The organism is Streptomyces sp. AMJ-169, from assembly GCF_055597585.1.
The window spans coordinates 225,977-248,711 of sequence record NZ_JBVLTJ010000008.1; the positions used below are offsets into that span (position 1 = coordinate 225,977).

Genomic DNA, 22,735 nt, shown 5'->3' on the forward strand with positions numbered 1-22,735 from the left:
TCAGCGCGCCGATGCCCCTGCCGCCCCTGCACCGGCCCGTACGCCCACTGCTCCCCGCCCTCCACAGGCACCGCCCGCCGCTCTCGCATCCGCCGCTCCCACTCACTAGCTCCACCGCCCGAACCGGCACTCACTTGGACACCGGGGCCTCTTACGCTGAGCTAGACGAGTATCGGACGCCATTAGTTGCAGTATCACGCAAGTATGTGCGAGTCGGTGGGGTTCGTGTTAGCCGATACCTTTTCCGGGCAGGCGCGTCACCGTCAGGAAGGATGGAGGTGTCTTGAGGAGGAAGGGCGTCGACATGGGCCGGGGAGTTGATCTCACCCTCAGGTTTAGGGTGAGGGTTTTCGGTAGGGGTCATGGCCGCTGACGTCCATCCCGTCCGCAGCCGGACCGCCCTCGGGTGGTGGCCGGCGCTGCGGCGCACCCCCGCGTCGCTGTGGAACGACGACATCTCCGACTACGCGGCGGCCCTGACGTACTACGCGATCCTCGCCGTGCTGCCCGCGCTGCTGGTGACGGTGCTGACGTTCGGCATGGTCAGCCCCGGTACGGCCGAGAAGTTCGTCACGCACGTCACCGCCTACGCGCCCGCCGAGTCCGCGGGCGACCTGCACGCCGCGCTGTCGCGGATGCTGGGCGCGGACGGGGGCGCGTGGCCGCTGCTGGTGGCCGGGACGGTGAGCGCGCTGTGGTCGGCGTCCAGCTATCTCGCCGTGTTCCGCCGCGCCCTGCACCGCATGCACCGCGTCGAGGACCAGCGCTCCCCCTGGCGCCGCGCCCACCGCATCGCCCTCACCGCGCTCGCCCTGCTCGCCCTCCTCCTGACCGGCTCCCTCGCCCTCCTCCTCACCGGCCCGCTCGCCGAGGCGGTCGGCCGGCTGCTCGGCCTCGGCAGCACGGCCGCCCTCGCCTGGAACCTCCTGCGCTGGCCGGTCCTGCTGTGCCTGGTCGCCCTGCTGGTCGTGGTCGTCTTCCACACCGGCCCCGCCCCCGTCCGCCGCCGCTCCCGCAGCCTCCCCGGCGGCGCCCTCGCCGCGATCCTGTGGCTGACGGTCTCCGCCGGCTTCGCCTTCTACACCGCCACCCTCAGCGCGTACAGCAGGCTCTACGGCTCCCTCGCCGGCGCCGTCGTCTTCCTCCTCTGGCTCTGGCTGTCCAACCTCGCGCTCCTGACCGGCGCCCAGTTCACCGCCGAACTCGGCAAGGACGACGACACCTAGGGCTCACGGCAACGGTCCCCCGCGCGCGCCGCCGGGCGGTCCTCGGTGCGGCCCTCCAGGACGGCGATCAGGGCCAGCCGGTGGTCCACGTACGACCGGGTCCAGTACTCCCGCGCCGCCGTACAGGTCTCGCGCAGCTCCAGCGCCGCCCCGGCCCCGCCCACAGCTCCCGGGCCAGCCGTACATCCTCGTCGCTCTTCAGCGGGGCGCCCGCCGCGGCGGCGCGGTCGGCGAACAGGGCCAGCGCCTCGTCCGTGGACTGCGGCGGCGCGATGCGCAGCACCGTCTCGGCGGGGGCGCCGAGCGGCTCCCGGCTGGTGGTGAGGATGCGCAGGTCCGGGCAGGTGGTGAGGAGATCGACGGCCAGGTCACGGCACTCGGCCGGCAGCCGCTCGCAGGAGTCGAGCACGAGCAGCACCTGACGCCCGCCCACCCACGAGCAGACGGCGTCCACCGGCAGCCACGGGGTGTGGTCCGACAGCCCGAGCGCGCCCGCGACCGTCGCGGCGAGCGCCTCCGGACCGCAGAGCGGCGAGAGGTCGGCCCACCCGACCTCACCGCCGTACCCCGGCAGGCCTACGCTCACGACCCGCTGCGCGAGCCGCGTCTTGCCCACCCCGCCGGGACCCGTGAGCGTCACCAGCCGCCGCTCCCGCAACGCCGCCCCGACCACCTCCCACTCCCGTGCCCTGCCGATGAAGGAGCTGTCTTCCGCTGGAACCGCCATGCCGCAAGCGTCCCGCACGCCCCAGCCGTCTCCCGCAGGATCAGCCGTTCACCCTCCGCACACCGGGCCAAGGCCCTACCCTGACCTCGCGCGTCCCGGCCGCCGCGTGCTTTCTTCCCCATCTCGCGCAAGTACGCGGCCCGCAAAGGCAATACTGCCGACATGCCAGCAGGACAGCTCACCCTCCAGGACCGCCGCCACATCGCCGCCGGCCTCGCCGACGGGCTCCGGTACGCCGAGATCGCCCGCCGCCTCGGCCGGCCCACCTCGACCGTCACCCGTGAGATCGCCCGCAACAGCGGCCCCGCCGGCTACCAGCCCGAGGACGCCCAGCAGGCGATGCGCCGGCGCAAACGGGAGGCGATCCGGATGGCGCAGCCGCGCGAACCGGGCTCCCAGGCCGACGACGCGCTGCGGGAGTTGGTCGAACGGCTGGCCAGAACGGGGCTCACGCGGACGACCGCCCACGTCCACGCCGCCCTCCTCCTCTCCGAGGCCGGCCGCTCCACCGCCGCCGACCTGGCCCGCAGCCTCCCGGTCAGCCACGCGGCGGTGTCCGCGGCCCTCACCCGCCTGGTCCGGGGCGGCTACGTCCGCCGCGAACGCGACCCGCGCCGCCGGTACGTCTACGTCGTCGAGGACCAGGCCTGCTACCGCTCCCTCGCGACCGGCGCCTGGCGGGACCTGGAGTCCGCGAAGGCGGTGAGCAGGGCCGCGGAACTCCTCGGCCCCGACACCCCGGCGGGCCGCCGGCTGGGCAGGTCGGGGGAGTTCCTGGAACGCGTCGCCCAGGACCTGGCCGCATCGGCGGAACGCTGGCGCCACCTGCTGGAGTGACGGCCGCGCGGGTCGAACCGGTTCGATGAGCCTTCCCGCCAGGAACACCCAAGCTTCGGCAAGGGAGTTGACAGGCTCCGGGGCGCTTCCTACCGTCGCCTCACGCGAACCGGTTCGACACCGGGCGGTCCCCTTCCCGAGGAGTCATGTGAACATCGGTGAGATAGCCCAGCGGGCCGGTGTCTCGCGGAGCACCGTCTCCTACGCCCTCAGCGGCAAACGCCCCGTCTCCGAGCCGACCCGCCGCAGGATCCAGCGGGTCGTCGACGAACTGGGCTACCGCCCGAACGCCAGCGCCCGCGCCCTCGCCGACGGCCGCACCCGCACGATCGGCCTGGTCTTCCCGCCGGCCGGCGACCACTACACCGGCATGCAGCTCGACTTCATCGGCAGCGTCGCCGAGGCCGCCGCGGCCCACGACCACGACGTCCTGCTCTCCCCGGCCGGCGACCGCTCGTTGCGCCGGCTCCTGGGGGAGCGGCGCGTCGACGGCGTGATCCTCATGGAGATCCGCCTCGCCGACGACCGCGTCGACCACCTCACCGCCCAGGGCCTGCCGTTCGTCGCCGTCGGCCGCACCGCGACCCCCGACGACACCTGGTGGGTCGGCCTGGACCACACCGCGCTCACCGCGGCCTGCGTCCACCACCTCGCCGACCTCGGCCACCGCACGATCGCCCTCGTCAACCGGCCCGAACACCTCCTGCGCGCCGGCTACGAGTCGGCGCACCGGGGCCTCGACGGCTTCACGAAGGCCGCCGCCGAACGCGGGCTCACGGCCCGCACGTACGACTGCGGCGACGACGCCGACTCCGGCGAGGCCTGCCTGGAACGCGTCCTGCGCGCCGAACCCGGGACGACCGCGCTGGTCACCCTCAACGAGGCCGCGCTGGGCGGCCTCTACCGGGGACTCGCGCGGGCCGGCCGCCACGTCCCGCGCGACTTCTCCGTCGCCGGCGTCGTCGCGGGCCACTGGGCGCGGTCGGTGACCCCGCAGCTCACCGCGGCCGACGTGCCCGCGAAGGAGATGGGCCGCCGAGCCGTCGACTTCCTGATCGAACGGCTGAGCCGCCCCGACACCCCGCCCCGCCGCCACCTCTTCGCCCCGCCCGTCTCCCTGCGCGCCAGCACGGGCCCGGCCGCCGGCAGAACCTGAGCCCTTCCAGAAACGAGCCCCATGTCCCCGGTCTTCTCCGTCCACGACATCCCGTTCAGCACCCACGGCTCCTGGTTCGGCATCTCACCGGTCACCGGGGAACAGCGGCACGCCGACGACCTGCACCTCGTCTCCCACCAGAACGGCATGCACGCCGTCCTGCGCCTGACCCCGCTGCACCCGGACACGGGCGCCCGCGCCGAGCCGGCCGTCGAGGCGACCCCGGCCCTGCTCACCTGGACCACGGCGACCGGCCGCGCCGAACTCGCCTACGAGACCCCGGACACCGTACGGCTGCGGGGCCACGGCCTCGGCCTCGCCGTGCACGCAGCCGCCCGCGCCCTCACCCCCTTCAGCGGCACCTACTTCCTCACCGACCCGGCCACCGGCGGGCACGTCTTCACCTCCTACGAGACCGGCCGCCGCTACCGCGTCACCGTCCTGTCCGGCACCCTCGCCGAGGTGAGCGGCGACCAGAGCCTGGGCGAGGCAGGACGGGGTCTGGCCGTCACCGGGGACTGGGAGCTGGCGATCGAGGAACTCGGCACCGCCCGGCCGCCGTTCACCCCGTCCGCCCCCTTCGACGAGGTCGTCCGGCGGGCCCGCAAGGCGTTCGCGGAGTTCGCCGACGCGGTCGCGCCCTGGCGCTCGGCCCGCACTCCGGCGGCCGAACTCGCCGCGTACGTCGTCTGGTCGGCGACCGTGCGCCCGGCCGGATTCGTCACCCGGCCGGCCGTGCTGATGTCCAAGCACTGGATGGACAAGGTCTGGAGCTGGGACCACTGCTTCAACGCCCTCGCCCTGGCGCCGGGCTGCCCGGACCTCGCGTGGGACCAGTTCGCGCTGCCCTTCGACCACCAGGACGACAGCGGGGCGCTGCCCGACTCGGTGACCCACTCCGAGGTGCTGCACAACTTCGTCAAGCCGCCCGTCCACGGCTGGGCCCTCGGCCGCCTGCTGCCCCGGCTGAGCGAAACTCAACTCGCCGACGCCTACCGGTGGCTGTCCCGCTGGACCGACTTCTGGCTCACCGCGCGCCGGGCGCCCGGCAGCCGGCTCCCGCACTATCAGCACGGCAACGACAGCGGCTGGGACAACGCGACCACCTTCGACCCCGGCCGGGCCGTCGTCACCGCCGACCTGAGCGCCTTCCTCATCCTCCAGCTGCGCCAACTCGCCGTCCTGGCAGCCAAGTTGGGCGAGCCGGACCGCTGGACGCGGGAGGCCGACGCGCTTCAGGCCGCGCTGCTCGCCGAACTGTGGACCGGGGACCGCTTCGTCGCCCGGTCCGCCGGCACCGGCGACGCCTGGGGCAGTGCGAGCCTCCTCGACCTGATGCCGGTCGTGCTCGGCGAACACCTCCCCGCCGAGGTCGCGACCGCCCTCGCCGACCGGATCGAGACCCACCTCACCCCGTACGGCCTGGCCACCGAGCACACCGGCTCGCCGCACTACCTCGCCGACGGCTACTGGCGCGGGCCGGTCTGGGCCCCGGTCACCGTCCTGGCCGAGGACGGACTGCGGCGGGCCGGGCACGGGCGGCTCGCGGACGAGATCAGCGCCCGCTTCCGCGCGCTGTGCGAGACACACGGGTTCGCGGAGAACTTCGACGCTGAGACCGGGAGGGGGCTGCGGGACAGGGCGTACACGTGGACCGCGAGCAGCTATCTGCTGCTCGCGGGGGAGTACGCGCGGGAGGAGCCGCACGGAGCCGGCTCGCCCCGGTGAGGACGAGCCGGCCCGCGCGGGTCAGGCCGGCACCGGCTCCCGCGCCGTCAGCCGGCCGCCCCGCGCCAGCGCCGCGACCGAAGCCGCGCACGCGAGGCCCGTCACGGTCAGCGCGAGCCACGTCAGCCACAGGGCGTCACGCCGGACGGCGAAGTCCCACAGCGCGCCCGTCAGCAGATTGCCCAGGGTGATGCCCAGCCCGGAGACGGTGTTGTACAGCCCGTAGTGCGTCGCCACGAGCCGGTCCCCGGAGAGGGCGACGACCGTGTCCATCTCGAAGGGGTACACGACCGCCGAGCCCGCCGCGAGCAGCGCCACCGCCGCGACCAGGCACACCAGCACGACGACCGGCGCCCCCGGCGGGGCGAACGCCAGCGGCAGAAACGCGAGCCCCATCGCGGCGAGCCCGCGCACCAGCGCCTCCTCGGGCCGCCACCGCCCCTTCGCCCAGCCGGTGAGCCGCAGCTGTCCCGCGACGGCGACGGCGGCCGAGACGACGAACAGCCCGCTGGTGACCGCCGTTCCCCTGGACCCCAGCGCCTCGTCCGCCGCGAGCGGCAGCGCCAGGTACACCTGGAACGTCAGGACGTACGAGCCGATCATCGCCGCCGAGAACAGCAGGAACGGCCGGTTCGAGACGACCGTCCGCCACTGCGCGAGCACGCTTTCCCGGGCGCCCGCCGCAGTGCCCCGGCGGGCCGGCAGCGCCCGCCACTGGAGCACGGTCAGCACCGCGAAGATACCCGCGGCGACCGCGCACACCAGCGTGAAGTCGGCGGCCAGCAGGGCGAGTCCGACCAGCGGGCCGAGCAGCATGCCCGCCTGGTAGTAGACGTTGAACGTGGCGAAGGCGTCCACGCGCCGCTCGCCCGCCTCCACGGCGAGATACGCGCGCACGGCCGGGTTGAACAGCGCCCCGGCGAACCCGGTCGCGGCCGAGGCGGCGATCAGCGCGGGCAGGTTGTCGACCCACCCGAGCAGCCCGAACCCGACCGTCCGCAGCAGACACCCGGCCATGATGGGCGCCTTGTACCCGAACCGGTCCGCGAGCGTCCCGCCGATCAGGAACATGCCCTGCTGCGAAAAGTTCCGCACCCCGAGGACGAGCCCGACGGCCCACGCGGCGAGCCCGAGCCCGTCGGAGAGATGCGCCGCGAGATACGGCATCAGCATGTAGAACGCCAGATTGATGGCGAACTGGTTGGCCATCAGCAGCCGTACGGCGGGCGGGAAGGAGCGGGTCTGCCGCCACAGCCGCCTCATCGGGCGGCCCCGGCGAGACCGAGCGGGTCGACGACGTGGGTGCAGCGCGTCCAGCGGGTGACCGTCCGCTCGGCGCTCGCGGAGATCTCGTCGGGGTCGTCGGCCGGTACCGCGCCCAGGAGGTGGTGCCGCGCGCAGTAGCCGTCGTCGAAGACCGTGCCCACGTACCGCTGCGGGCCGTCCGGGAAGACGGCGACGATGCGGTCCTCCGGGGGCAGGGTGCGTGCCAGCCAGCGGGCGACCAGGGCGACCGCGCCGACGCTCCAGCCGCCGCTCGCGTAGTGGTCGCGCGCCAGCCGCCGCGCCGCCCACACCGCCTCCGGGGCGGCGACCCAGTGCACCTCGTCGAAGAGGCCGTAGTCCACGTTGCGCGGGTAGATGCTGGAGCCGAGCCCCCGCATCAGCCGGGTCGCCGCCGGCTGGCCGAAGATCGTCGAGCCGGTCGTGTCCACGCCGACGACCCGCAGCCCGGGGAAGTAGCCGCGCAGCACCGACGCGATCCCCGCCGAGTGCCCGCCGGTGCCGACCGACACGACCAGGGTGTCGATCCGGCCCAGCTGGGCGAGGAGTTCATGCGCGAGGGGCGCGTACGCGGCGACGTTGTCAGGGTTGTGGTACTGGTCCGGGCACCACGACCCGGGGTGCGCGGCGAGGAGTTCCGCGACCCGCCGCCGCCGTGCCTCCTGCCAGCCGCCCTCCGGGTGCGGGGCGGCGACGAGGTCGACCTGGGCGCCGTACGCGGTGAGCAGGCCGGTCATCAGGGGTTCCATGCCGGGGTCGGTGACGACGGTGACGGGGTGGCCGTACGTCGCGCCGGCCAGGGCCAGGCCGAGGCCCAGGGTGCCGGACGTCGACTCGACGATCCGGGCGCCGGGCAGGAGTTCGCCCCGGTCGCGGGCGGCCCGGACCATGTGCAGGGCCGTGCGGTCCTTGATGCCGCCGGGGTTGTGGCCTTCGAGCTTGGCCCAGAAGCCGCGGTGGGCGGCGGTGAACGGCTCGCCGATCCACAGCACCGGGGTGTCGCCGACCAGTCCGGCCGGGGTGTGCAGGGGGTGCTTGGCGTCGGCCAGCAGCTGGGGCACCGAGTGGGGGGTTCGCGTCATGGCGTGCTTCTCCTGCGGCCGGCGCGTGCGGGCGGCGGCCGTGCGGTAGGGGAAAAGGCGGAAGCGTCGGGTCGCCGGGAGGGCGACGGCCCGGTCAGGTCCGCCACACGCCGAGCCGGGCCCGCTGCTGGCCGGCGGGAGGGGCCGGGGGAGTGGGCGGCGACGGGTGGAGCGCGGCCGGCGCGGTGAGCGCGCGGGCGGCGAGCAGCGCGGTGGCCAGCAGGTCGGGGGCCGGCGGATCGGCCAGCCCGGCCGTGCGCGGCGGCTGCGTCGTCGGCTCGTCCAGACCCCAGCAGTGCCCGTGCGCGTCCCGCGTGGGCGAGGTCTGGGCCGCCTGGACCGGGTCGCAGGAGACGGGCGCCGCGATCAGCAGACTGTCCGCGCGCAGCGCGTCCGCCGCCACCGGGCCGTGCGCGCACGCGAGCAGGTGCAGCAGCGTCGTCAGCAGCACCACGAGGACCGCCCCGGCGCGCCGTCGCCCGGAGCGACCGTCACACGTCATCGGGGCGGGCCGCACGATCACTGAGCATAGGCGGCGGCCTAGGCCGAGATCTCGACAAAGCCGCCGCCGCGCGCCCGGATGGCGCTCTTCCGCCGAGGATCGTCCTGAACTCGCCGCACGGCTCCGGGGCCGCGTACTGGAAACCGGCCCCATTTCCAACTCGCGTCGCCGCATATCCGCAGGTCAGGGGCTCGTTAACGGTGATGACAACGGTCACCGGTGCAGCCTTTGGCGATTGCCCCCGTCATGCGTTTCACTTCGGGTCCGGACACTCGATGTGAGGGGGCTGTACGAGATGGGTGACCATCACCACGAGGGCCACGGGCATGAGGGCCACGGGCACGCGCACGGGGTCTCGGCGGACGCCGACCGCCGCTGGCTGGCGATCGCGCTCGGCCTGATCACCGTGTTCATGGCGGCCGAGGTCGTCGTCGGTATCGTCGCGAGCTCTCTCGCGCTGATCTCCGACGCGGCGCACATGCTCACCGACGCCGTCTCGATCGTGCTCGCCCTCATCGCGATGCGGCTCTCCGCCCGCCCGGCGCGCGGCGGGTTCACGTACGGGCTGAAGCGCGCGGAGATCCTGTCCGCCCAGGCAAATGGGCTGACGCTGCTGCTTCTTGGGGCGTGGCTGGCGTACGAGGCCGTGCGGCGGCTCATCAGTCCGGCCGAGGTCGAGGGCGGGCTGATGCTGGTCACCGCGCTCGCCGGGATCGCCGTCAACATCGTCGCCGCCTGGTGCATCGCCCAGGCCAACCGCGGCTCCCTCAACGTCGAGGGCGCCTACCAGCACATCCTCAACGACCTGTTCGCGTTCATCGGCACCGCCGTCGCCGCGCTGATCGTCGTCCTGACCGGCTTCACCCGGGCCGACCCGATCGCCACGCTCGTCGTGGTCGCGCTGATGTTCAAGGCCGGGTACGGGCTCGTCCGCGACTCCGGGCGGATCTTCCTGGAGGCGGCGCCTGAAGGGCTCGACCCGGACGCGATCGGGGACGAACTGGCCGGGCAGCCGGCCGTGGTGGAGATCCACGACCTGCACGTCTGGACGATCACCTCCGGCGAACCCGCCCTGTCCGCCCACGTGCTGGTCGAACCCGGCGGCGACTGCCACGCCGTACGGCGGCACCTGCAACGGCTGCTGCGCGAGCGGCACGGCATCGGGCACGCGACGCTCCAGGTGGACCATCTCGGCGCGGGCGAGGCCGAGTTGCTCCAGATCGGCGCGGGCACGGGCGAGCCGGGGGAGCACTGCGACGACGCGCACGGGCCCGTGCACCGGGCGGGGCCGCACGAGCACTGAGCGCGGTGCTCCTCCCGGTGAGGTGGTGGCGCAGGCCGGTCATCGGGTTCACTGGGCCGGCACCGCCCGATCCACGAGTCCCGCGAGGAGCACGTACCGTGTCACAGCCATCCGGCCTGGTCGACGCCATGGAACGGCATCAGGTCGCCGTCTACGTGGGCGCGCTCGCGGCCGGCGCGCTCGTCGGCCGGATCGCCCCGGCGGCGGGGCCGGGCCTCGAACACGCCGTCAACCCGGTGCTGGCCGCCCTGCTGTACGTCACGTTCCTCCAGGTCCCGGCCGCCGAACTGCTGCGCTCGCTGCGGGCGGGGCGCTTCCTCGCGGCGGCGCTGGTGGTGAACTTCGTCGTCGTACCGCTGGTGGTGGCCGCGATGTCCGGGTTGCTGCCCGGGGAGCGGGCGGTGCGGCTGGGGGTGCTGCTGGTGCTGCTGGCGCCGTGCGTGGACTATGTGATCGTCTTCAGCGGGCTGGCGGGCGGGGCGAGTCAGCGGCTGCTGGCGGCCACGCCTTTGCTGCTGCTCGCGCAGATGGCGCTGCTGCCGGGGTTCCTGTTCCTGTTCATGGGGCCCGATCTGGCGAAAGTCGTGGAGGCGGGCCCGTTCGTCGAGGCGTTCGTCGTCCTGATCGTCGTCCCGCTGGCGCTGGCCTGGCTCACTCAGGCCTGGGCGGGCCGCAGCGCGGTGGGGCGGAGGGCGGCGGGCGCGGCGGGGGCGGCCATGGTGCCGCTGATGGCGCTGACCCTGCTGACCGTCGTCGCCTCCCAGGTCCCGAAGCTGGACGACGCGTTCGGGCAGGTCCTGCGCGTCGTCCCCTTCTACGTCCTGTTCCTGCTGGTGATGGCGTTCGCGGGGCTGGGGGTCGCCCGGCTCTTCCGGCTCGACGTCCCCGACAGCCGGGCGGTCGTCTTCACCGGCGCGACCCGCAACTCCCTGGTCGTCCTCCCGCTCGCGCTGTCGCTGCCCGACGGGCTGGCCGTCGCCGGGGTGGTGATCGTGACGCAGACGCTGGTGGAGGTCATCGGGATGGTCGTCTATGTACGGGCGGTGCCCCGGCTGCTGCCCGCCGCCTGATCAGCGCGCCCCGACCGTACGGGCCCTCCCCGCGCTGAACGCGACCGCGATCTGCACGGCGCAGGCGATCAGCAGGAGGGCCAGCGGCCAGGTCCAGGTGCCGGTCACGTCGTGCAGCGCGCCCGCGCCGAGCGGGCCGAGGACGCCGATCAGGTAGCCGATGCCCTGGCCCATCGCGGAGAGGGCCGCGGTCGTCGCCGGGTCGGGGGCGCGCAGCGCGAACAGGCTCAGCGCGAGCGCGAACCCGGCGCCGAGCCCGAGGCCGAGCACGGCGACCGACGGCCACAGCAGCGGCTTCGGACCGAGGACGACGCCGAGGAGGCCGCACGCCGTGAGGCAGGCGACGGTCACGCCGGCCGGGCGCTGGTCGGGCAGCCGGCGGCCGGCGGCGGCCAGGATCCAGGCGCCCACCACCCCCACGGCGTTGCACAGCGACAGGGCGAGCCCGGCGGACGTCGCGCTCAGCCCGCGGTCCTGCCAGATGCTCGGGAGCCAGCCGAAGACGGTGTAGGACAGCAGGGCCTGCGCGCCGAAGAAGACGGTCACCTGCCAGGCGAGAGAGTCCCGCCACAGCCGCGGGGGACGGCCGCCGGAGTCCGCGGCCGGCTCCGGGTTCTCCTTGCCGAGGGCGAACAGCACCACCACGGCTGTCAGCACCGACAGCGGGACGACGAGGACCAGCAGCGGCGTCCGCCAGGACGAGCCGGTCGCCTCCGCGAGCGGCACCGCCACCGCGGGACCGCCCGCCGCGCCGAAGGTCAGGGCGCTGGAGTAGAGGGCGGACACCCGCGGCACGGACTGCGGGAACCGGCGCTTGATCAGGCCCGGTATGAGGACGTTGGCGACGCTGATCGGCGCGGCGACCAGCACCGTTCCCACGAACAGCGCGGTGGCCGACGTACCGCCGCGCACCAGCGCGCCGACGGTCAGGACGACCAGGGACAGCGCCAGCAGCGTGCGCAAGGACCAGCGGCGGCCCAGGCCCGGGGCGATGAACGCGAAGAGCCCGAGGCACAGCACCGGCAGCGAGGTGAGCACGCCCACCGCCGTCGTGCTCAGGTGCAGATCGCTCTGGAGGGGGCCGAGCAGCGGGGCGACCGAGGTGATCGGGGAGCGGAGGTTGAACGCGAGCAGGACCAGCGCGACCAGCAGCAGCGGCCCGGCGGCGGCCGGGGAGCGGGGGGAGGGCGGGTGGTCCGTCTCGGGGGCGGGGGCGGGGGTGTCGAGAGGCATGGGGGCCGTCCGATCTGCGGGAGGCGTCGGGAATCGTGATGACGATACAAGTCGTACTGAATCATTTAGGGGGCGGGCCGGGACCGGGGCGGGCCGGCCCAGCGGGCAGACTGGGAGGCGTAAACCCCCGCACCGCACCGGAAGGCCGCCCCGTGCCCCCCAGCTCGACACCCCCCGCCCCGCGCACGGCGGGCCGCAAGAAGGACCCGCAGATCGACCGGGCGGTGCTGCGCGCCACCCTGGAGCTGCTGGAGGAGACCGGGTACGCGGGCGTCACCATCAGCCAGGTCGCCGCGCGGGTCGGGGTCTACCGGCCCGCGATCTACCGCCGCTGGCCCTCGAAACAGCACCTGGTCGCGGAGGCGGTCGCCTCGCTGCTGGGCCGCGACCCGGTGCCCGACACCGGCGACCTGCGGGCCGACCTGCTCACCGGCGTCGGCACGCTCACCGAGGCCTTCACCTCGACGAGCGTGAGCCTGGTGCTGCCCGCCCTGGTCGCCGACCTCGCGGCCGGCCGGCCCGAACTGCGCCAGGAGTTCCTGGAAACCGTCTTCAGGCCGCGCCGCGCCTCCACCGCGCGCCGGCTGCGCGCCGCCGCCGAACGCGGCGACATCCAGGCCGGCTTCGACATGGAGTTCGTCCTCGACGCGCTCGCCGCCCCGCTCTACTACCGGGCCCTGTTCGGTCACGGACCCGTCACACCGGAACTGACCGGGCAGAGCGTCGACTTGGTCCTGGCCTTCCTGGCGCCGCGCTGAACGGCCGGCCCGCGCCCCGCGTCCGCCGGCCAGGGGAAGCCCGCGACGGCGGCGGGCAGATCGCTGCGGCCGGAGACGGACAGCTTGCGGTAGACCCGGCTGAGGTGCAGCTCCACGGTGCGCCGGGTCACGAAGCACCGGTCGGCTATCTCCCGGTTGGTCAGGCCCTCGGCGGCCAGCAGCGCCGTGCGGTACTCCGCCGGGGTGAGCGAGTCCAGGCCGGTCTCCGTGCCGCGCCGGGGGCGGGCGCCGGCCGAGGCGAGGTCGGCGCGCAGCTCGTCCACCAGCGCCCGGGCCCCGCATTCCTCGGCGAGACCGAGCGCCGTGCGCAGCCGCTCGCGGGCGTCGCGCACCTTGTGCAGGCTCTGTAACTCATGGCCCAGGGAACGCAGGGCGCGGGCGTGCTCCAGCCGCGCCCCCGAGTTCTCCAGCAGGCCCACCGCCTCGTGCAGCAGGGTCAGGCGCTGGCGGTCCCGGGTGACGCGGGCCAGGGTGTGCAGCGCGGCGCCGACACTGTGCGGCGCGCCCCACAGCCGGGACGACTCCAGCTCCTCGCGGGCCAGCCACTCGGCGGTGGTCAGGTCGCCGGCCTGGGCGTGCAGGAGGGCGGCGGCCCCGCGCCAGGGCGAGCAGTCGTGGTGGTAGGAGCCGCGCAGCAGGCGCCCGCACTCCTCCAGGTCGGCGAGCGCGGCCCCGGGCCGGCCCAGCACCGCGTGCAGACGGCCGCGGCGCAGCAGCAGGTCGGGCAGCGCGGCCTCGGCCATGCCGGTCAGCGCCCGGTCGTCGAGGAGCAGCCGGCGCGCCCCGGCGAGGTCACCGGTGTCGGTGAGGACCCCGCCGAGCCGGCAGTGGGCCAGCGAACTGCCGAGCCAGGGCCCGGCGGGTCCCTGGGTGAGCGCGGCGCGGGCGGCGCGCACCGCCTCCTGTAACCGCCCGGCCGCGTGGCAGCACGCGGCCAGGGTGGTCTCCGCGAAGGCCGCCATGGTGTGCGCGCCCTCCTGGCGGGCCGTCGCGGCGAGCGCGCGGCAGGCGTCCATCGCCTCCTGGTGCTCCCCGGCGTCCGACAGCACCAGGGCGAGCAGCAGCCGCACCGGGGTGGTGGGCACCTCCGACGGGCCGATGGGCTCGGCGAGTCCGGCGCGCGTGTGCCGCAGGGCCTCCTCGCGCCGGCCGCCCTGGCGGGCGACCAGCGCGGACAGCGCCGACTGGACGCAGCGCACCCAGGGCGTGCGGGTGGCGGTCGGCGAGGGCAGGACGGGCAGCGTGGTGTGGCGCGCGCCGCCGACCATGGTGAGCACGCCGAGCATGGCGAACGCCCCGGCGGCCGGCTCCCGGGCGAGGTCGAGCGGCCCGAGGTCGGTGAGCGCGCTGCGCAGCGCGTGCCGGGCGCCCGTGACGTCACCGGCGAGGACGGTGGCCAGCGCGAGGTCGACGAGGGCGACGACGGCGGCCGTGTCGTCACCGCCGCGCGGCCGGTCCAGGGCGCTCAGCCGGCTGACGGCCACCCCGGGCGCGTCGGCGGCGAGTTCGACCCGGCCGAGCCGGTGCAGCAGCTCCGAGCGGTCGCCGGGGCCGTCCTCCAGGGCGCACCGCTCCTGGAGCACGCGGGCCTCGGGCACGTCGTGCCGGGCCAGGGCCGCGCAGGCGGAGTCGAACAGCAGCTGGCGGGCCCAGCGTTCACCGACGCGGGGGGCGCGGCGCAGATGGTGGACGACCTCGTGCGCGGGGGCGCCCTGGGCGTGCAGGGCGCGGGCCGCCGCCGCGTGCAGCCGGCAGCGGTCGCTGGGCTGGAGGGCGGCGAGGAAGGAGGCCGGCACGATCGGCTGGGCGAAGACGAACCCCTCCCCGATCCGGTGCAGGACACCGCAGCGCACCAGCACGTGGAGCATGTCGGCGGCCTCGGTGACGGAGACCCGGGCGAGCACGGCCACCAGGTCCTCCGTCACCGGCCGGCCGGTGACGGCGACGGCGTCCAGGGTCCGGCCGATCCCGGGGCAGCGCCGCTCGAAGCGGGCGACGACCGTCTCGGCGACCTCCGCCGAGCCGAGCGCGGCGATCTGCTCCAGGGGCGGCTCCCCGGCCGTGCCGGCGCGTCTGAGCTCGCGCAGCAGCGCCTGCGTGAGCATCGGATTGCCGCCGGTGGCCCGGTGACTGGCCTGCACCAGCGCCTCGGAGACGGGCCGGCCGAAGAAGGAGGACAGCAGATAGCCGACCGCGTCCGGGTCAAGACCGGACAGCACGGTGCGCTGGTGGAAGTCGGAGACGACCCGGGCGAGGATGCCCCTCCCGTCGCCCCCGGGCTCCTGCTGGAGCGGGGCGAGACCCGGGGTGAGCGTGGCCAGCAGGACGACCGGTAACCCGTCCAGACGGGCCGTCAGCGCCTCGATGCGGTGCAGCGAGTTGCGGTCGGCCCAGTGCAGGTCGTCCACCGCGAGCAGGAGCGGCTTGGGCGCGGCCGTGGGAGGTTCGTGGTCCGGGGGCCGGGCGGAGCGCGCGGGCATCGGGTGGGAGTCGAGCCGGTGCAGCATGTCCTGCGCCAGGGCGGTGTCCGTGCACCGGGCCCGGATGGACATCGTGTGGAACCCGTGGGCGCGCGCGGCCCGGACGGCGGCCCGCATCAGGTACGACTTGCCGGACCCGATACCCCCCTCGATCAGGAGGCTGGCCCCCACGCCGGACGCGGCGGCGGACAGGGCCTTGTGGACCTCGGACATTTCATGGTCGCGGCTGAGCACACGAATCCCTTTCTCGTCGGCTCCGCGAGCGCGTCGGCTGCCCGCGGCTCTTGTTCAGGGGGCGTCCACGGCCGCGTGGCTGTCGTGCCACTGCGGGGTGGCCACGCCTTTGAGGACGACCTCCACGACGTCCTCCGCGAGGGTCGGGGTGAGCGGGAGGTGGCCGAAGAGCACCCGGTAGTAGGCGGTCGAGGCCAGCATGTCGAGCAGGAGGTCGATGTCGGCGTCGGGCCGGATGTCCCCGCGCCTGATGCCCCGGCGCAGGGCGGCGGCGGTGCCGGCCCGGCGCGGGTGGAACAGCTCGTTGAGGAACTCCGACTCCAGCTCCGGGTCGTCGGCGAGGTCCGCGATCAGCGCGGGCAGCGCGCGGCGGCCGACGGTGGTGGTGAACGCGTGGCTCAGGGTGCGGATACCGGCGATGAGGTCGCAGTGGGTGCAGCCGGTGTCCGGCGTGGGCGAGGAACCCATCGTCTGCACCAGCGCGCTGACCACCAGATGCTGCCGGGAGCGCCAGCGCCGGCGCAGGGTCGGCTTGGTGGTGCCGGCCCGGGCGGCCACCGCCTCCAGGGTGAGCCGGCCGTAGCCCACCTCGTTGAGGATCTCCATCACCGCGCCGCGGACGGCGGCGTCGATCCGCTCGTCGCGCGGGCGGCCCCGCGAACGCTGCGCCGCTCGGGGATCGGCGGTCTCCGTGTCCTGTGGTGTGTTCACCGTGCGTCCCCTACCTTTATGATTCCGTTCCGCATCGAAAAGTAATTCTCTCATACGAGGTGACGTCATGTCCCAGCACGTCGACGAGTTACCCGAAGACCTGGGAGGGTCCTCGCCCGAGCCGAAGGGCACCCCGCCGCCCCGGACGGAGAGCGTCTTCTCCGGCCCCTACCGGGCCCTCAGCCTCGGCGTGATCCTGTCCGTCGGCATGGTCGCGTTCGAGTCCCTCGGCGTCGCCACCGTCCTCCCCGACATCGCCCGCGACCTGGACGGACTCGGCGCCTACGGCTGGGGCCTGTCCGCGCTGATGCTCGCCAACATCATCGGCACCGTCCTCGCCGGACGCACCGCCGACCTGCGCGGACCCTGGTCCCCGGCGGCGGCCGGCATGGCCGTCTTCGCGGCCGGCTGCGCCCTCGCCGGCGCCGCCGGATCCTGGCCGCTGTTCCTCGCCGGACGCTTCCTCCAAGGTCTCGGCGTGGGCGCGGTGATGGCCATGGCCTACACCGTGATCGGCCTCGCCTACCCCGAGCACCTGCGCGCACGGATGTTCGCCCTGCTCTCCTCGGCGTGGACGATCCCCTCCCTGATCGGCCCGGTCCTGGCCGGCACCCTCGCCGACAGCACCACCTGGCGCGCGGTGTTCCTGCTGATGCTGCCGATCGTGGCCGTCGCCGCACTCCTCAGCCTGCCCGCGCTGCGCCGCCTCGAACGCCCGCACGGCGAACGGGCGGCGGCCCCCGCCACGCCGTGGTGGAAAGGCCCGCTGGCCAACTCCGTGCTGCTGACGGTCGGCACCGGCGTACTGCTCCAGGCGCTGCTGCTGGAGAACCTCGTCCTGCTCGCCGTCCTCGCCCTCGCCGGCGCCGCCGTCGCCCTGCCCGCGCTGCGCCGGGTCACCCCCGAAGGCACCCTGACGGCCCGTCCCGGACTCGGCGCCGGGGTGGTCATCCGCGGGCTGCTGTGCGGGGCGTACTTCGGCAGCGAGGCCTATCTGCCGCTCGGGCTCCAGGAGTTGCGCGGGCAGAGTGCCTGGGAGGCGGGGCTCGGTCTCTCGGCGGGCGCCATCACCTGGGTGCTCGGCTCGGCCTGGCAGGCCAAACGGGACGCCGGCGCGAGCGGCCGGACCGGCAGCGTGGTCCTCGGCTTCACCGTCCTGCTCGCCGGCGTCGGCCTGATCACCCTGTCGATCCTCACCGACGCCGTCCCCGGCTGGTTCGCGATCCTCGGCTGGGCCATCGGCGGCATCGGCATGGGCGTCGGCTTCAACGCCTCCACCACCGACACCCTGGAGCAGACCCCGCCCGAGCGGCAGGGCGAGCTGAGCGGGGCGCTCCAGCTCGCGCAGACCCTCGCCACCGGAGTGATCGCCGGCCTCGGCGGCGCGGCCCTCGCCCTCACCGAGCACTACGACGCGGGCGTCCGCGTCGCGCTCGGCTCGCTGTTCGGCCTCACGGCGCTGCTCGCCCTGGCCGGCATCGTCCTCGCCCGCAGGCTGCGGGCCCCGGCCGGCGCGTGACAGAACCCCGCCCCGCCGCAGCGGCGGGGCGGGGCTCCACGGACCGTCAGACGGCCACGCAGTGCAGCATCACCAGCGGCGGATCGGCCAGGAAATCCGCCCAGTACTCCTCCCCCCGCTCCCGCAGCCCCTCCGCCGACACCCGCAGCGCCACCCACTCCACATCCCCGAAACCGGCCCGCGCGAGGCTCTCCTCGTACACCTCACGGCGCGGATAGGAGGTCACGAACTCCACCGGCGGCGAGAGCAGCGCGGTGATCCGCACCCGGGGGCCGATCGGACCTTGCGCCACCGGCTCGTACGTGAAGCCGTACTTCGCCGTCGACGGGCCGTCGAAGCGGTAGCCGGGCGCCTGGGTCAGCACCACGAACCGGGCGCCCGGGGCCAGGCTGCGGCGCACGGACCGGCACATGTCCTCCATCTCGGCGGCGCTGCGCGCGTAGTTGAGCAGATACACGGCGCTCGCCAGGTCGAACGGCCGCTCGGGGACCGGCAGTTCACCGGCGCCGGCGACCGTGTAGCGGACCCCGAGCGGGGCCCGTTCCTCGATCGCGCGGGCGGCGGTCACCATCCCCGGGGAGATGTCCGCGCCGAGCACGTCGGCCGCGCCCAGCCGTTTGATCTGGCGGGTGTAGAAACCCGTCCCGCAGGCCAGGTCGAGCACCGACTTCCCGCGCACGTCGCCGAGCAGTTCCAGGAAGCTCGGGCACTCCGCCCAGCGGGCCATCGGCAGCGACTTGAACCCCTCGTAGGTCTCGCCGATCCCGTCGTACTGCTGAACGCTCATGGCGTGCTCCCTGTCGGTGTGGGGGGTGGGGTGCGGCGCAGGAGGTCGCCCGCGAGGGCGGTGCGCCGGCCCTGGTGGGCGGCGGCGGCCATGACCTGCGGGGTGGGCAGGCCGCCCGCGGAGAGAGAGTGGGAGGTGCCGTAGGGGTTGCCGCCCGCCGCCTCGACCGACGGGTCGGTGTAGCCGGGCGGGACCAGCACCGCGCCCGTGTGCAGCAGCATGTGGCCGAGGCCGATCAGGGCCGTCTCCGCGCCCGCGTGGGGCGCCGGGGTGGTGGCGAAACCGCCCGCCGCCTTCCCCCACAGCGGGCCCCGGCCGCCGCCCGCCGGCTGGAGCGACTGGACGAACTCCAGCAGCGGCGCGGCCAGCGCCCCGAGCCGCGCGGGCGCCCCGAACAGCACCGCGTCCGCCCACCCGACGTCCTCCGCCGTCACCGGCGGCGCCCACGGCCCGAGCCACCGCGCGTCCCCGCCCCCGCCCACCCGCCGCAGCCGCACCTCCGCGCCCACGGCCCGCGCGGCGGCAGCCGCCTCCTGCGCGAGCACCCGGACGGCCGGCTCCCCGCCGTGATGGACGACGGTGAGGCGGACCGGGCGCAGGGACGGGGGCGCCAAGGGGGCTGTGACGGGCGGGAGTTCACTCATACCTACGGCACCCACCGCGACCGGCGCCCGCACCCCCGCCCGCACTTCCGCCGCCGGCCGGGCCCGAGCCGTCAGCCCGGCCAGCCGCCGCCCCAGGGCCCGCGCCGCCGCCCGCTCCCGCGCGGCCGGCTCCCCCCGGCTGTTGGCGGCGGCCAGGCCGTACGGTGTCCCGCCCGCCGCCAGCGTGAGCGGGTCGGCCGGGTCGGAGCCGGCCACCCAGCAGCCCCAGTGGTACAGGGTGTGGTGCAGCGAGGTCAGGGTCGCCTCACGGCCGCCGTGGGCCTGTGTGGAGACCGTGACGCAGGCCGCCACCCGGTCGGCGAGCAGCCCCTGGGCCCACAGCGCCGACGTCGACTCCAGGAACCGCTTGAACGGCGAGGACACCGTGCCGTAGTAGGTCGGCCCGGCCAGTACCAGGCCGTCCGCGCGCAGCACGTCCTCCGGTGCGGCCACCCGCTCCGGCCACGCGCGGCGGGCGGGCCCGTCGTCGTCCTCGACCCGCAGCAGCACCGCCCGCGCCCCCGCCTCCCGGGCCCCGGCGGCGGCCAGGGCGGCCAGGGCGCGTACGGTTCCGTGCCGGCTGTGGTAGATCACGGCGATCCGCGGGGTCACGACACGTCCCCGGAGTCCGGCAGGTCCCGGGTGCGCAGCAGCATCCGCACGTCGTCCCCGAGGCGGGTCACCTCGCCCAGGCGCAGCCGGGGGCCCGCCATGAGGGTGCGGGCGCCGAAGTCGTCCAGGACGGGCCGGGCCGTGGCGCCCAGCAGCCGGGGCGCGACGTACGCGACGACGCGGTCCAGCAGCCCCCGCGCGACGAAGGACGCGGCGAGGCGGGCGCCGCCCTCCAGCAGGACCGAGCGCACGTCCCGCGCCCACAACTCGTCCAGCAGTACGCCGACGTCCAGGGCGCCGTCGGTGACCGGGACCTCCAGCACGTCGCGCGCGCCGGGCACCGACGTGTCCGGGCCGGTCACCACCAGGGTGGGCGCGGAGTCGTCGAGCACCCGCGCCTGGGGCGTGATCGTGCCCTCCCGGTCGAGGACGACCCGTAGCGGCGGTTTCCCGGGCATGCCGTGGCGCAGGCCCAGGTGCGGGTCGTCGGCGCGCAGGGTGCCCGAGCCGACCAGCACCGCGTCGTGCGCGGCCCGCAGCGCGTGGACGTCCCGGCGCGACTCGGGCCCGGTGATCCACCGCGACGTCCCGTCCTCGGCCGCCGACCGCCCGTCCAGCGTCGAGCCGAACTTCCACGTCACGCACGGCCTGCCCCGGCGCACGGCGGTCAGCCACAGCTCGTTGCCGCGCTCGGCCTCGGCGCGCAGCACCCCGCCGACGACCTCCACCCCGCCCTCCCGCAGCCGCCCCGCGCCGCCCGCCGCCGCAGGCGTGGGATCGGGCACCGCGTACACGACCCGGGCGACCCCCGCCTTCAGCAGCGCCTCCGCGCACGGACCGGTGCGGCCGGTGTGCGCGCACGGCTCCAGCGTGACCACGGCCGTCCCGCCCCGCGCCCGCTCCCCGGCCGCCGCCAGCGCCGCGGCCTCCGCGTGCGGCTGCCCGGCGCCCGGATGGAAGCCCTCGCCCGCCACCGCGCCGTCCACGTCGAGGACCACGCAGCCGACCACGGGGTTCGGGCTGGTCCGCCCCAGCGCGGTCCCGGCGATCTCCACGGCCCGCCGCATCGCCGCCTCCTCGGCGGCCGACACCGGCCCGGGACCCGTGGCCCGGCCCGTCACGGCGTCTCCGCGAGCCGGAAGCCCATGGCGTAGATGTCCCGCAGGTACCAGCCGTGCCGGCGCCGGGTGCGGGCGAGGTCGCCGAAGCGGGTGAAGCTGCCGCCGCGCGCGACCCGGTACGCGCCCCGGGCGACGGCGAGGTCGTCGGCGACGGCGCTGCCGCCGGGGTAGGGGCGGTAGTCGTCGGCCGTGTACTCCTCGACGTTGCCCGCCATGTCGTGCACCCCGAACGGCGAGCGGCCGGCCGGGTGCACGCCGATCGGGGTGGTGGCCAGCGGCCCGGACTCGACGGTGTTGGCGCGGCCCGGCTCGAACACCTCGCCCCACGGGAACTCCAGGCCCTCGGGCCCGGCGGCGGCGTACTCCCACTCCGCCTCGGCCGGCAGCCGGAAGGCGCGGCCCGTGCGGCGGGCGAGCCAGGCCGCGTACGCGTCGGCGGCCTCAGGCGACACCGTCCACACGGGATGGTTGCCGAGCCCGTCGGGCGGCACGCCGAACCGCCAGGACGTCGGCAGCCCGGTGTACCCGGTGTCCTCCAGGAAGCGCCGGTACTCGGTGTTGGTGACCGGGTGCAGCGCGATGCGGAACGCGGGCAGCCGCACCTCGTACGCCGGGCACTCCTTGGCGATCCACTCCTCGATCACCCCGGCGTGCCGCCAGCGGGCGGTGACCCGGTGCACGTCGCCCGGGGCCAGGCCCAGGTGGACGCGGGCGGCGGGGACGTCCGCCATCGGCGGGTCCTCGGGGCGGACACGCGGGTCGCCGACCAGGCCGAGGACGGTGCCGGCCGCGTACCGGCGGGCGAAGGACAGCGCCGGGTCCTCGGCGACGGCGGCCAGCGTCTCGGCCGGCAGGGACAGCAGGTCGCGGTGGTCGCGCAGCGGCCAGGGGGCGCTGCGGGACACGAAGGAGTCGGGCAGGCCCATCGCCGCCCGGTCGGAGAGGGTGTTGGGGTTGGCCGTCACCCGCGGCCCGCTCATCGGGCCGCGCCGGACGGGGCGGCCCGGTAGGTGCCCACCAGGTAGTGCAGGCCGGCCGTGCCCCGGGGGACCGAGCGGGCCTCGGCCAGCTCGAAGCCGTGCGCCATGACCAGGCCGGTCAGCTCCTCCTCGGTGAACTCCCGGTACAGGCGCCGCGCGTCGTTGGCGTACAGCCGGCCCGGACCGTCCGCCGACGCGAACACGGCGACCGTGAACAGGCCGCCGGGGCGCAGGAGTGCACGGATCCGGTCCAGGTAGGGGCTGTAGTCGTCGGGGTGCTGGTGGTGCAGGCAGCCGTTGTCGAGGACGGCGTCGTACACGGCCTGCCCGGCGAGGTCGGCCAGGGAGCAGGTGTCGAAGCGGGCGCGGCCGTCGGTGCGGGCGGTCACGGCGGGCCACTCGGGGGACGCCACGAGGTCGATGCCGGTGACCCGGCAGCCCGCGGCGGCCAGCAGCACGGCGTCCAGGCCGCGCCCGGCGCCCACGTCGAGGACGTGCGCGGGCTCGGCACGCTCGCCGAGGGCCTCCAGCAGCAGGCGGGGGGCCTCCCGCATGGCCTGTTCGGCGGTCCACACGTCACGGCCGCCCGTGTAGTGGTCCTGGAAGTCGGTGCGCAGCAGCTCGGCGTACGCGGGCGCGTCGAGCGCGGGGGCGGACGTGGGGGAGAGGGTGTACCGGTCGGCTATCTGGTGGCTGGGCATGGGTGGTGACGTCCTGTCG

General features: G+C 75.2%; 20 protein-coding genes and 1 pseudogene. 9 read left to right on the plus strand and 12 right to left on the minus strand.

Going from position 1 to position 22,735, the window contains the following annotated elements:
- Nucleotides 1–362: 362 nt before the first annotated feature.
- Nucleotides 363–1,226 (plus strand): YihY/virulence factor BrkB family protein, encoded by an 864-nt coding sequence (locus ACYUD3_RS21520; RefSeq protein ID WP_470972253.1) that lies wholly within the window; start codon nt 363–365, stop codon nt 1,224–1,226.
- 67 nt (nt 1,227–1,293) lie between these two features.
- On the opposite strand, the gene ACYUD3_RS21525 is transcribed toward ACYUD3_RS21520, so the two are convergent.
- Nucleotides 1,294–1,953 carry a hypothetical protein gene (locus tag ACYUD3_RS21525; RefSeq protein ID WP_470972254.1) on the minus strand — a complete coding sequence of 220 codons (660 nt, stop codon included), beginning with the start codon at nt 1,951–1,953 and terminating at the stop codon, nt 1,294–1,296.
- 162 nt (nt 1,954–2,115) lie between these two features.
- Here ACYUD3_RS21525 and ACYUD3_RS21530 point away from each other — a divergent pair.
- The 4 genes and pseudogenes from ACYUD3_RS21530 to ACYUD3_RS21545 all read left to right on the plus strand — a co-directional run.
- A pseudogene (locus ACYUD3_RS21530) lies at nt 2,116–2,253 on the plus strand (helix-turn-helix domain-containing protein); the annotation flags it as partial.
- A complete protein-coding gene (locus tag ACYUD3_RS21535; RefSeq protein ID WP_470972523.1) occupies nt 2,239–2,790 on the plus strand; it encodes a MarR family transcriptional regulator in 552 nt (183 codons plus the stop codon). The pseudogene ACYUD3_RS21530 and the gene ACYUD3_RS21535, both read left to right, overlap by 15 nt.
- Before the next feature lie 148 nt (nt 2,791–2,938).
- Complete coding sequence (locus ACYUD3_RS21540; RefSeq protein WP_470972256.1) at nt 2,939–3,946, plus strand: LacI family DNA-binding transcriptional regulator; 1,008 nt, start codon at nt 2,939–2,941, stop codon at nt 3,944–3,946.
- Nucleotides 3,947–3,967: 21 nt separating this feature from the next.
- Complete coding sequence (locus ACYUD3_RS21545; RefSeq protein ID WP_470972258.1) at nt 3,968–5,674, plus strand: amylo-alpha-1,6-glucosidase; 1,707 nt, start codon at nt 3,968–3,970, stop codon at nt 5,672–5,674.
- 21 nt (nt 5,675–5,695) lie between these two features.
- Here ACYUD3_RS21545 and ACYUD3_RS21550 read toward each other — a convergent pair whose 3' ends face one another.
- The 3 genes from ACYUD3_RS21550 to ACYUD3_RS21560 form a co-directional block, all read right to left on the minus strand.
- Complete coding sequence (locus ACYUD3_RS21550; protein ID WP_470972260.1) at nt 5,696–6,937, minus strand: MFS transporter; 1,242 nt, start codon at nt 6,935–6,937, stop codon at nt 5,696–5,698.
- The gene (locus ACYUD3_RS21555; protein WP_470972261.1) at nt 6,934–8,040 is read right to left on the minus strand and encodes a PLP-dependent cysteine synthase family protein; all 1,107 of its coding nucleotides are present in this window, start codon (nt 8,038–8,040) and stop codon (nt 6,934–6,936) included. The genes ACYUD3_RS21550 and ACYUD3_RS21555 overlap by 4 nt, the downstream gene beginning before the upstream one ends.
- Nucleotides 8,041–8,134: 94 nt before the next feature.
- Nucleotides 8,135–8,542: a hypothetical protein gene (locus tag ACYUD3_RS21560; RefSeq protein ID WP_470972263.1), complete on the minus strand. Its 408-nt coding sequence runs from the start codon at nt 8,540–8,542 to the stop codon at nt 8,135–8,137.
- A 295-nt stretch (nt 8,543–8,837) separates the two neighbouring features.
- Between ACYUD3_RS21560 and ACYUD3_RS21565 the strand changes: the two genes are divergently transcribed.
- Together ACYUD3_RS21565 and ACYUD3_RS21570 are read left to right on the plus strand one after the other, a co-directional pair.
- Nucleotides 8,838–9,845: a cation diffusion facilitator family transporter gene (locus tag ACYUD3_RS21565; protein ID WP_470972265.1), complete on the plus strand. Its 1,008-nt coding sequence runs from the start codon at nt 8,838–8,840 to the stop codon at nt 9,843–9,845.
- 128 nt (nt 9,846–9,973) lie between these two features.
- A complete protein-coding gene (locus ACYUD3_RS21570; RefSeq protein WP_470972525.1) occupies nt 9,974–10,915 on the plus strand; it encodes an arsenic resistance protein in 942 nt (313 codons plus the stop codon).
- Here the strand turns inward: ACYUD3_RS21570 and ACYUD3_RS21575 are convergent, their stop codons facing one another.
- On the minus strand, nt 10,916–12,148 hold the full coding sequence (locus ACYUD3_RS21575) for a CynX/NimT family MFS transporter (RefSeq protein ID WP_470972267.1): 1,233 nt from the start codon (nt 12,146–12,148) through the stop codon (nt 10,916–10,918).
- A 152-nt stretch (nt 12,149–12,300) separates the two neighbouring features.
- Here ACYUD3_RS21575 and ACYUD3_RS21580 point away from each other — a divergent pair, with 152 nt between their 5' ends.
- The gene (locus ACYUD3_RS21580) at nt 12,301–12,906 is read left to right on the plus strand and encodes a TetR/AcrR family transcriptional regulator (protein WP_470972269.1); all 606 of its coding nucleotides are present in this window, start codon (nt 12,301–12,303) and stop codon (nt 12,904–12,906) included.
- On the opposite strand, the gene ACYUD3_RS21585 is transcribed toward ACYUD3_RS21580, so the two are convergent.
- Both ACYUD3_RS21585 and ACYUD3_RS21590 read right to left on the minus strand, forming a co-directional pair.
- Nucleotides 12,834–15,641 (minus strand): helix-turn-helix transcriptional regulator, encoded by a 2,808-nt coding sequence (locus tag ACYUD3_RS21585; protein ID WP_470972270.1) that lies wholly within the window; start codon nt 15,639–15,641, stop codon nt 12,834–12,836. The genes ACYUD3_RS21580 and ACYUD3_RS21585 overlap by 73 nt on opposite strands.
- 54 nt (nt 15,642–15,695) lie before the next feature.
- Nucleotides 15,696–16,352: a TetR/AcrR family transcriptional regulator gene (locus ACYUD3_RS21590; protein ID WP_470972272.1), complete on the minus strand. Its 657-nt coding sequence runs from the start codon at nt 16,350–16,352 to the stop codon at nt 15,696–15,698.
- Between the two features lie 67 nt (nt 16,353–16,419).
- Between ACYUD3_RS21590 and ACYUD3_RS21595 the strand changes: the two genes are divergently transcribed.
- Nucleotides 16,420–17,871, plus strand: coding sequence for an MFS transporter (locus ACYUD3_RS21595; protein ID WP_470972273.1), 1,452 nt, complete (start codon nt 16,420–16,422; stop codon nt 17,869–17,871).
- Nucleotides 17,872–17,917: 46 nt separating this feature from the next.
- Here ACYUD3_RS21595 and ACYUD3_RS21600 read toward each other — a convergent pair whose 3' ends face one another.
- The 5 genes from ACYUD3_RS21600 to ACYUD3_RS21620 are packed head-to-tail and all read right to left on the minus strand — an operon-like array spanning nt 17,918 to nt 22,716.
- On the minus strand, nt 17,918–18,658 hold the full coding sequence (locus tag ACYUD3_RS21600; protein ID WP_470972275.1) for a class I SAM-dependent methyltransferase: 741 nt from the start codon (nt 18,656–18,658) through the stop codon (nt 17,918–17,920).
- Nucleotides 18,655–19,914 (minus strand): flavodoxin family protein, encoded by a 1,260-nt coding sequence (locus tag ACYUD3_RS21605; RefSeq protein WP_470972277.1) that lies wholly within the window; start codon nt 19,912–19,914, stop codon nt 18,655–18,657. The genes ACYUD3_RS21600 and ACYUD3_RS21605 overlap by 4 nt, the downstream gene beginning before the upstream one ends.
- Nucleotides 19,911–20,981, minus strand: a complete 1,071-nt coding sequence (gene ribD / locus ACYUD3_RS21610) for a bifunctional diaminohydroxyphosphoribosylaminopyrimidine deaminase/5-amino-6-(5-phosphoribosylamino)uracil reductase RibD (RefSeq protein ID WP_470972527.1) — start codon at nt 20,979–20,981, stop codon at nt 19,911–19,913. The genes ACYUD3_RS21605 and ribD overlap by 4 nt, the downstream gene beginning before the upstream one ends.
- A 50-nt stretch (nt 20,982–21,031) precedes the next feature.
- Entirely contained in the window at nt 21,032–22,015 is a 984-nt protein-coding gene (locus ACYUD3_RS21615) for a formylglycine-generating enzyme family protein (protein ID WP_470972278.1), read from the minus strand.
- On the minus strand, nt 22,012–22,716 hold the full coding sequence (locus ACYUD3_RS21620) for an SAM-dependent methyltransferase (RefSeq protein WP_470972280.1): 705 nt from the start codon (nt 22,714–22,716) through the stop codon (nt 22,012–22,014). The genes ACYUD3_RS21615 and ACYUD3_RS21620 overlap by 4 nt, the downstream gene beginning before the upstream one ends.
- Between the last annotated feature and the right edge of the window lie 19 nt (nt 22,717–22,735).